Consider the following 7,146-nt stretch of genomic DNA (forward strand, 5'->3'; position numbering starts at 1 on the left):
GTTGGAGGGTATGAGATGAAAGAAGGAGAAAAAAGAGATCTTATTTCATGGATTCAATCATTAGCAATAGTCTTCATTATTGCAATTTCCGTACGACAATTTCTCTTTACACCGGTAGTTGTTTCCGGTCAATCGATGCAGCCAACTTTTGAAAATGATAATAAAGTCGTCATTTCAAAGGTATATAAGATTGATCGCTTTGACACGATTGTTTTTCATGCTCCCAATTCTGACGATGATTTCATCAAGCGAGTAATCGGTCTGCCGGGCGACGTAGTTGTCATGAAAGACGACGTACTTTACATAAACGGTGAAGAATATGAAGAGGTCTATCTCCGAGACATGAAAGAAAATATTTTCAAAGGACAAAAATTAACGCAGGATTTGAAGGTAGAAGTGCCGGAAGGTTATTTGTATGTCCTCGGCGATAATCGGAGAAACAGTACAGATAGCAGAATCATTGGCTTCATTGATGAAAAGTCGGTTGTGGGTTCAGTGAAATTCAGGTTCTATCCATTCCAAGAAATCGGAGTTCCTAAGTGATGCATCAATCCAATCATTCTTTCATCCTTGGAATTGACGGTGGTAGTGGATCAGGGAAAACTACGTATGCTCTAACATTGCAGCAACAGTTAGAAGGTTCAATGGTCTTTCACCTTGATGACTTCATTCGAAAAAAGGAAGACAGATATAATGAGAATTACGAAGAGTGGTATTGTTATTATCATTTGCAATGGCGGTACGATTATTTAATGCGAAAATTACTGCAACCATTAAAAAGTGGTTGCAGTTTAAATGATACGCTTGAGTTTTATGACAAAGAAACGGACAGCTATGTGCTAAGGCAAGTTGAAGTACCGGCAGGAACTACTGTTATCATTGAAGGTGTTTTCTTACAGCGTCCGGAACTGAGACTGTACTTTAATAAGGTCATCTATCTAGATGTGGATAGAGAGAAGAGATTAAAGCGAGTCTTGGAAAGGGATACATATATCGGTAGTACGGAAGAAATAAAGTTAAAGTATGAAAGACGGTATTTTCCTGCCGAAGAAGTGTATTTACAAATGTGTAATCCGCATACGCTAGCAGATGAAATTCGATACAACGTGAAAGGGAGTTTCAAATGACATTTCCACTTTTAAAAACCTCACGCCTTCTATTGACGGAAGTCACGCGAGATCATGCACAAGCGCTATTTGAGATTTTTTCAAATCCAGAAATTATTAAGTATTATGGAATGGACTTGATGTACGAGCAGGCTCAGGCAGACAAAATTATACAGCATTTTAAGACCAATTTTGAAACTAGAAAAGGAATCCGCTGGGCAATTATGATGTAAGACAAAAATCAGTTCGTGGGCACAATTGGATTAAATAATTTAGCACTAGGTATGAAAAAAGCCGAAGTAGGATTCGAAATACATCCAGATTTTTGGAGATGCGGCATTACGTCTGAGGCACTGCTAGAAGTTCTGCATTATTCATTCACAGAACTCGGCCTTCATAGGATAGGCGCAGTTACATTTCTAGCAAACGATGCATCTATCGGACTTTTGAAGAAAAATGGGTTCATAGAAGAAGGGAAGTTGCGTAGTTATTTATTTCAAAATGGGCATTCGCACGATGCGCTAATGTTTTCTCGAATTCATACCGATGGGTCTGTTAAATGAATAAGAACACTCCGATGAGGGTATATTTTTACTGACGAATCTCGAAAAGAGGAGTGAAGAACATTGCCACAAGACGAAAAAAAGCCGATGTCCGATAAAAAGACGGGGGGCTTGAACCAAACTGAAATGACTGGCAAAGAATTTTCAGATGAAGAGCGTCATACAAACGAAGTCGCTTCGACTGAGTACACAGGCGGCGGAGAAGGAAAAAAGGATTTGAAAAATGACCGACTCGAAACGGGCGGATTTTAAGATAAACAAAAGGCCTTTGCACATTCATTGTGCAAAGGCCTTTTGTTTATATAGCACTGGATTCCTCTACAATTAAGCATTCTTATGGTAAATTAAGTACAGCTGAAGTAAAAGGAGTTACATACCATGAATGACTTTTTTGAACGAAAAAAGAAAGAACTAAATATAGATTTGAACGCCGTACAGAAGAAAGCGGTCATGCAGACGGAAGGCCCGCTTCTTCTATTGGCATGCCCGGGTTCTGGGAAAACGACGACGATGATTATGCGCATTGGCTATTTGATTGAAGAAAAGAAGATTAACCCAAAACGCATAAAAGCGATTACATTCAGCCGGGCATCTGCGCGCGATATGACAGAGCGTTTTACACGGTTTTTCCCACTGAGTTCCAGAGTCGACTTTTCGACAATACATAGTTTGGCATTCAACATTGCACGTACGTATTTAGAAAAAATAGGTACAACTTATGAACTGATTGAAGGAAGCGGTAAAGGACGTCAGTCAGTCAACAAAACTTTTTTATTAAAAGGGATTTATAAAGAAGTATTAAAAGAGGATTGCACCGATGACGAATTGGCCTCACTTTCCACATTCATCAGTTCCATTAAAAACCGGCTAATTCCTATTGGGAAATGGGACGATCTAAAAGGACCTGTCGAAAAGGCGGGCCGTATTGCAAAGAAGTATGAACAATATAAGATGCGTACAAAGGGTCACTTACTTTTGGATTTCGACGATATGCTGACGACTGCAGAACAGGCACTTCGGGAAGACGAAGAGCTAAGTGAACATTTTCGAAACCTTTATGATTACCTTCTGACAGATGAGAGCCAAGATACATCCCTTGTTCAGCACAAGATTGTTGAGCATCTGGTTGCGCATCATGGCAATCTTTGTGTTGTTGCAGATGATGACCAGTCGATCTATACGTGGCGGGGCGCTGAGCCGGATTATCTGCTGGATTTTAAACGTGTCTATCCGGACGCCCAAGTGCTGATGATGGAGCGCAACTACCGTTCGTCAAAAGAGATAGTGGAGATGTCATCGAAGTTCATAAAACGCAATAAAACACGCTATCCAAAAGAAATGCACACTGAAAACGACAAGTTAGGACCCATTTATATTAAACAACTGAACAACCCGAAACAGCAGTTGGAATACGTGACGTACGAACTGCTGGGTGAAAAGAATTTGAATGAGATCGCCATATTGTTCAGAAATAACTCATCGTCGACGATGTTCGTAAGCGAGTTGCACAGGCGGGGGATTCCATTTTATATGAAGGATGCAGACGATAAATTTTTCTCGCATTGGATTGTTGAAGATATTCTGAACTTCATGCGTCTTAGTTTTAATGTGGAACGGAAAGATGTGTTCGCAAAAATCATTATGAAAATGAATTTATTTATCTCACGAAACATGCTTACTACGTTTGAAAATACCGAAACAACGGGGAATGTATTTGATGCATTTATTCAAACGGTTGAGTTGAAAGACAGCCAAGTTAAAAAGTTAGTAGACTATAAAAAAGGTTATGCTGTGATTCCTGACATGCGCCCTGAACGAGTGATTCAGCTAATTCGCAACGATTTTGGTTATGAGGCAGGACTAAAAAGTAGGGCTGAAAAATTCGGATACCGATTCGATAGTCTCCTACGCATTTTGGATACGCTTGAAGGAATTGCATCACAACTCCGAACGATGGTGGAATTTGCAACGCGTTTGAAAGAACTAGAACAAGCTGTACAAAATGCCAAATTCAATGCCCCAGAAAATGCAGTGACATTATCAACGTTTCATAGCGCAAAAGGGCTTGAGTTCAGACGTGTATTCATGATTGATTTACTAAAAGGTATTATCCCATCAGAGGAGGACGAAGGGGACGGGGCAATGCTTGAGGAAGCGCGTAGGCTGTTCTATGTCGGCATGACACGTGCTAAAAATCGTCTTGAATTGCTTTCATACGGGCAGGACGAAGGAAAACCAAAAGAAGATTCAAGGTTTCTGAATGAAGTACGGAGCCTCCTATTGAAACCGGGAGAAGCGAAAAAAGACCAGAAACCTTTGAAAATTACAAAAGCAGAGATTGAACTTAACCCTGACGGTATACAGGATAGTGATGAACTCAAAGTCGGAATAGCGGTTAAGCACAGAGTCTTCGGATATGGTGAAATCATCCGTCGTGAGGGTGAAGAAATCCATATTCAATTCGGTGAAACAGAGAAAAGGCTTGACCTTGATACTGTGATATCTCTAAGGCTTCTTGAGAAAGTTGCCACATGAAAAAGCTGTTGTGGTTCGGTTTAGCCGGAGCTTCAGGAGCAATCATGCGGGTGGCAATTAGCAATGTCATTTCAACTGATTCGGGCTTTCCCTATTCAACGCTAGCCGTAAATAGTATCGGAACGTTGTTGTTATGTTTCATTGTTTCAGGCGCTGTTCGTAGACTGGCAATGCATGAGGATTTGCAAGATATTGTGACAACGGGTTTTCTTGGTTCATTCACAACGTTTTCAGCTATAAGTATTGAGACGGTTTTACTTGTGGAAGAAGGCCAAATTATATTGGCTGGACTGTATATCATCTGTAGTGTAATCGGAGGACTTTCTGCCGGGGCTCTAGGCTTTTGTATAGGCAGGAAGAGGGTACGTTCATGACATTCATAGAATTATTAATGATTGGTATCGGAGGGTTTTTCGGAGCTGCCGCCCGGTATTCCATTTCAGTAAAGATGAATAAGCAGGATGGATTTCCAGCAGGGACATTGCTTGTTAACCTGGCTGGTTCGCTGTTGATTGGTATTGTTTTCGGACTGGAATTGCCTTTATGGGCGACATTACTGTTTGCCTCTGGTTTTGCAGGGGCATTGACGACATTTTCTACGATGAATAAAGAGTTACTCAACATGTGGAAACTAGACAGGAAAAGGAATGCGGTACTATACTTGCTTATTATATACATTTCGGGAATCGGCCTAGCATTTCTAGGCTACTCGGCAGGAAGTAGCGTTTACTAATTTTACCCGTTTGAGTTAAGTCTATTGGGGAATAGAGTAGTAGAAAGTAGAAGACTACTAAAATTCCGAATGGAGGAAACGACAATGGACAACAACCACAATGATGATAAGAATAAACAGTTGGAGACTTTTCGTTCACTAGATGCGGGCAAAAAGATGACGACGAACCAAGGACTTAAAGTATCAGAGGACGAACATTCTCTGAAAGTGGGATTGCGCGGTCCTACATTGATGGAGGACTTCCATTTCCGTGAGAAGATGACCCATTTTGACCATGAACGTATTCCTGAAAGAGTCGTGCATGCAAGAGGTTACGCGGCCCACGGTGAATTTGAATTATATGAATCGATGAAAGACTATACGAAAGCTGCATTTCTTCAGGAGCCGGGTTCGAAAACACCGTTATTCACACGGTTTTCCACCGTTGCTGGAAGCAAAGGTTCGGCAGAAACGGTACGGGATGTACGCGGGTTTGCAGTGAAATTTTATACCGAAGAAGGGAATTATGACTTAGTCGGTAATAATATACCGGTGTTCTTCATCCAGGATGCCATTAAATTTCCAGATCTCATCCATGCAGTCAAACCAGAACCCCATAACGAAATGCCACAGGCGGCTTCTGCACACGATACGTTTTGGGATTTCATCGTAAGCAATCAGGAATCCGCACATATGATCATGTGGCATATGTCCGATCGTGCGATTCCGCGGAGTTTCAGGATGATGGAAGGATTCGGGGTGAATACATATCGATTGGTGAATGCTGAAGGAAAAGCGCATTTTGTTAAATTCCACTGGAAACCAAAACTTGGCGTTCACTCCCTCGTATGGGATGAAGCGCAGAAAATTAGCGGGAAAGATCCAGATTTCCATCGCCGAGACCTTTGGGAGTCCATTGAAAATGGAGACTTCGTCGAGTTTGAATTTGGCGTCCAATTGATTGAGGAAAAAGATGAATTCATGTTCGATTTTGATATCCTGGATCCGACCAAGCTATGGCCCGAAGAGAGAGTGCCCGTCAAGATTATCGGGAAGATGACATTGAACCGCAATGTCGATAATGTATTTGCCGAAACGGAACAAGTTGCATTCCATCCGGGAAATATCGTGCCGGGAATCGATTTTTCAAATGATCCTATGTTGCAGGGCCGCTTATTTTCTTATACGGATACGCAGCTCATCCGCCTCGGCGGACCGAATTTCCATGAGTTGCCGATTAACCGTCCAGTGTGTCCAATCCATAACAATCAACGTGATGGCTATAGCAGGCAGACAATTAATGTGGGGCAGGTCAGTTATCATAAAAACTCTTTGGCAGACAATACACCGACGACTTCCACTGAGGATGAAGGCGGTTTCGTTCATTACCAGGAGAAAGTAGAGGGACGTAAAATTCAAGCGCGCAGTGAATCGTTCAGTGATCACTTCTCACAAGCACGTCTTTTCTGGAACAGTATGACATTGCCCGAAAAAAAGCACATCGTCGATGCATTTAGTTTTGAAGTTGGTAAAGTGAAAGATAAGAGTATCAAACAGCAAGTTGTAGAAATGTTTGTCAATGTTGATAAAGGATTGGCAACCGCTATTGCTGAAGCGGTGGGCGTCAATCATCCCGAGGGCGTGGAATCGGATGTCACTGAATCGTCACCAGCTCTAAGCCAGGAACTAACGACTAAATTACCGGCTACACGTAAAATCGCCCTTCTCATTGGTGAAAAATTCAATGGAGGCGAGGTTGAAACGGTTGTCAAAGCCTGTTTGGATGCAGGGATGACTGTGGATATCGTCGGAGAGAAGTTCGGTTTGGTTTATGGTGAAGATAAATTGGCGGTTGAAGTGACAGAGACTTTCCTCACTGTCCATTCCGTTTTGTATGATGGACTATACGTCGTCGGAGGCGAGGCGGACAATCCAAGAAAACTTAAGAAAGATATCGTCAATTTTATCAATGAAGCTTTTCAGCATTATAAACCGATTGGTATCGCCACAACCGGTAGGCCATTTTTCGAGGCGTCAGATGCTGAAGAAGGTCCAGGTATCGTTCTGGCAGGAGTAGCAGATTTCAACAGCGAGTTCATCGCGGCGGTCGCTGCACACAGGCATTGGGAACGTAAAATTTATTGATGGAGTAAAAGTGAAGCAGTCGCTATTCATATAGCGGCTGTTTTAATGGTTCTATAATATTTGTTGGGGTATCCATACAATTTAA

7 protein-coding genes and 1 pseudogene are annotated in these 7,146 nt (G+C 41.9%); all 8 read left to right on the forward strand.

All coding sequences use genetic code 11. From position 1 onward, the window contains the following. Nucleotides 1-15 precede the first annotated feature (15 nt). The 8 genes and pseudogenes from lepB (at nucleotide 16) to AC25Y5_RS18275 (ending at nucleotide 7,061) form a co-directional block, all read left to right on the forward strand. Complete coding sequence (gene lepB, locus AC25Y5_RS18240) at nucleotides 16-543, forward strand: signal peptidase I (protein ID WP_488141529.1); 528 nt, start codon at nucleotides 16-18, stop codon at nucleotides 541-543. Then, on the forward strand, nucleotides 543-1,127 hold the full coding sequence (locus tag AC25Y5_RS18245) for an AAA family ATPase (RefSeq protein ID WP_488141530.1): 585 nt from the start codon (nucleotides 543-545) through the stop codon (nucleotides 1,125-1,127). Before lepB ends, AC25Y5_RS18245 begins: the two co-directional genes overlap by 1 nt. After that, a pseudogene (locus AC25Y5_RS18250) lies at nucleotides 1,124-1,669 on the forward strand (GNAT family N-acetyltransferase). Before AC25Y5_RS18245 ends, AC25Y5_RS18250 begins: the two are co-directional and overlap by 4 nt. A 63-nt stretch (nucleotides 1,670-1,732) precedes the next feature. Next, nucleotides 1,733-1,921: a hypothetical protein gene (locus AC25Y5_RS18255; RefSeq protein ID WP_488141531.1), complete on the forward strand. Its 189-nt coding sequence runs from the start codon at nucleotides 1,733-1,735 to the stop codon at nucleotides 1,919-1,921. A 126-nt stretch (nucleotides 1,922-2,047) separates the two neighbouring features. Next, a complete protein-coding gene (locus tag AC25Y5_RS18260; protein WP_488141532.1) occupies nucleotides 2,048-4,204 on the forward strand; it encodes an ATP-dependent helicase in 2,157 nt (718 codons plus the stop codon). Continuing rightward, the gene (locus tag AC25Y5_RS18265) at nucleotides 4,201-4,578 is read left to right on the forward strand and encodes a fluoride efflux transporter FluC (RefSeq protein WP_488141533.1); all 378 of its coding nucleotides are present in this window, start codon (nucleotides 4,201-4,203) and stop codon (nucleotides 4,576-4,578) included. Before AC25Y5_RS18260 ends, AC25Y5_RS18265 begins: the two co-directional genes overlap by 4 nt. Further along, nucleotides 4,575-4,937, forward strand: a complete 363-nt coding sequence (locus AC25Y5_RS18270) for a fluoride efflux transporter FluC (protein ID WP_488141534.1) — start codon at nucleotides 4,575-4,577, stop codon at nucleotides 4,935-4,937. Before AC25Y5_RS18265 ends, AC25Y5_RS18270 begins: the two co-directional genes overlap by 4 nt. A gap of 84 nt (nucleotides 4,938-5,021) precedes the next feature. After that, nucleotides 5,022-7,061 (forward strand): catalase, encoded by a 2,040-nt coding sequence (locus tag AC25Y5_RS18275; protein ID WP_488141535.1) that lies wholly within the window; start codon nucleotides 5,022-5,024, stop codon nucleotides 7,059-7,061. Nucleotides 7,062-7,146 lie beyond the last annotated feature (85 nt).

This window comes from Sporosarcina sp. Y1011 (genome assembly GCF_057669885.1).

Bases quoted from the DNA above. Each gene is read 5' to 3' on its own strand.
- AC25Y5_RS18270 (WP_488141534.1), top strand. From the start codon at position 4,575: ATGACATTCATAGAATTATTAATGATTGGTATCGGAGGGTTTTTCGGA.
- AC25Y5_RS18245 (WP_488141530.1), top strand. From the start codon at position 543: ATGCATCAATCCAATCATTCTTTCATCCTTGGAATTGACGGTGGTAGT.
- AC25Y5_RS18260 (WP_488141532.1), top strand. From the start codon at position 2,048: ATGAATGACTTTTTTGAACGAAAAAAGAAAGAACTAAATATAGATTTG.
- AC25Y5_RS18265 (WP_488141533.1), top strand. From the start codon at position 4,201: ATGAAAAAGCTGTTGTGGTTCGGTTTAGCCGGAGCTTCAGGAGCAATC.
- AC25Y5_RS18275 (WP_488141535.1), top strand. From the start codon at position 5,022: ATGGACAACAACCACAATGATGATAAGAATAAACAGTTGGAGACTTTT.
- lepB (WP_488141529.1), top strand. From the start codon at position 16: ATGAAAGAAGGAGAAAAAAGAGATCTTATTTCATGGATTCAATCATTA.